The organism is Angustibacter speluncae (assembly GCF_054777815.1).
In genome coordinates this window covers 1-2,259 of the sequence record NZ_BAAHAF010000182.1, presented here as the reverse complement: position 1 = coordinate 2,259, position 2,259 = coordinate 1, and the positions used below count along the sequence as shown (strand labels likewise).

General features: G+C 75.7%; 1 protein-coding gene. It reads left to right on the top strand.

The window, feature by feature from the left end:
* Positions 1–2,259 (top strand): helix-hairpin-helix domain-containing protein (locus tag ACYVKY_RS20225; protein WP_460436786.1); only part of this gene is annotated, 2,259 nt, incomplete at both ends.

Genomic DNA, 2,259 nt, shown 5'->3' with positions numbered 1-2,259 from the left:
GGCGCCGACGGCGCCCGCGAGCTGCTCCGCGCCACCGAGCAGGTCGCCCGGCGGTGCAGGCTCGACCCGGCGCACGACCTCGGCATCGGCGCCGTGCACCTGCCCGAGCCCGCCCTGGTCACCCGCGGTCGGGCCCGCACCCACGCCGAGGCCGACCTGGTGCTGCGCGAGCGCTGCGAGGCGGGCATCGGGCGCCGGTACCCCGGCGCGTCCGAGCGGCACCTGCGCACCGTCCGCGAGCGGCTCGACGCCGAGCTGGCCACCATCGCCGGGCTCGGGTACCCCACCTACTTCCTCACCGTCGCCGAGGTGTGCGACCTGGTCCGGGCCGGCGGCGTGCGCGTCGCGGCCCGCGGGTCCGGTGCGGGCAGCCTGGTGAACCACCTGCTCGGCGTGAGCGGGGTCGACCCCATCGAGCACGGCCTGCTGATGGAGCGGTTCTGCACGCCGCTGCGGGCCGAGCTGCCCGACATCGACGTCGACGTCGAGTCCGCCCGGCGCACCGAGGTCTACGAGTGGGTGCTCGAGCGGTTCGGCGGCGAGCGGGTCGGGTGCGTGTCGATGATGGACACCTACCGGGTGCGGCACGCCGTCCGCGACGCCGGTGCCGCGCTGGGGCTCCCGCCGTCCGAGATCGACGTCATCGCCACGGCGTTCCCGCACATCCGCGCCCGCGACGCCCGGTCGGCGCTGGCCGAGCTGCCCGAGCTGCGCCGGTCCGGCCTGGCGCACCAGCGGTACGACCTGCTGTTCGACCTGGTCGAGCGGCTCGACGCCCTGCCCCGGCACATCGCGCTGCACCCGTGCGGGGTGCTGCTGGGCAACGCCACGCTGCTCGACCGCACGCCCGTCGAGGCGAGCTGGCAGGGCTTCCCGATGAGCCAGTTCGACAAGGACGACGTCGAGGTCCTCGGCATGCTCAAGCTCGACGTCCTCGGCATCCGGATGCAGTCCGCGATGGCCTACGCCCTCGACGAGGTCGCCCGCGTCGACGGACCCGACGCCGCCGACGCCGGGCGGCACGAGCCCGGCGCCGGCTACCTCGACCCGGCGACCGGCCGCATCGACCTCGACGCGGTCCCGCTCGACGACGACGACACCTTCCGGCTGGTCCGGTCCGCGCGCACCCTCGGCTGCTTCCAGATCGAGTCGCCCGGCCAGCGCGAGCTGGTCGGCAAGTTCGCGCCGCAGGCGTTCTCCGACCTGGTCATCGACATCTCGCTGTTCCGTCCCGGCCCGGTGAAGTCCGACATGATCAGCCCGTTCCTGCGCGCCCGGCAGGGCTGGGACGACGTGCAGCACCTGCACGAGACGCTCGTCCCGGCGCTCGAGGAGACGCACGGCGTCGTGGTGTTCCACGAGCAGGTGATCCGCATCGTCGGCGCGGTCGCCGGCGTCGGGCTCGACCGGGCCGACGACGTCCGCCGCCGGATGGGCACCCCGGCCGGCCAGGCCGAGATCGAGCCGTGGCTGCGCGCCCGCGCCGCCTCCCGCGGCTACCTCGAGGCCGACGTCGACCGCATCTGGGAGGTGCTGCGCTCGTTCGCCTCCTTCGGGTTCTGCAAGGCGCACGCCGCCGCGTTCGCGCTGCCGACCTACCAGTCGGCCTGGCTCAAGGCGCACCACCCGGCCGCCTTCCTCGCCGGCGTGCTCACCCACGACCCCGGCATGTACCCCAAGCGGCTGCTCCTCGACGACGCCCGTGGGCTCGGCATCACCGTCCTCGGCCTCGACGTCAACGCCTCCGGCGCCACCTACCGGGTCGTGAAGCTCGCGCCGCCCGCTTCCCCGAATCGTCCGAGAAGCGGTGCGGGAGAGGGCGTTCCCGGCCCGGATCTCGGACGACTCGCGGACGCGGGACCGGACGGCGCGGTCGGCGACCGGCCGAACCGCGGGTCGCTGGTGCCGCTGCCGGGCACGGGGCTGCGCTACGACGCGGGCGTCCCGGACGCGAGCGGCTACGGCATCCGGCTCGCGCTCTGCGACGTCAAGGGCATCAGCGACGCCGAGGTCGAGCGCGTGGTCGCGGGGCAGCCGTACCGGTCGCTGGCCGACCTGTGGCAGCGCGCCCGCCCGACCCGCCCGGTCGCCGAGCGGCTGGTGCTGACCGGCGCGCTCGACGCCCTGCACGGCGTCGACACCACCCGCGCGGTGCGGCCGCGGCGCGGGCTGACCCGGCGCGACCCGCTGCTGCAGGTGGCCGACATCGACCGCTGGTCGCGCTCGCTCGCCGTGGGGGCGCGCCGCGCCGGCCTGGGC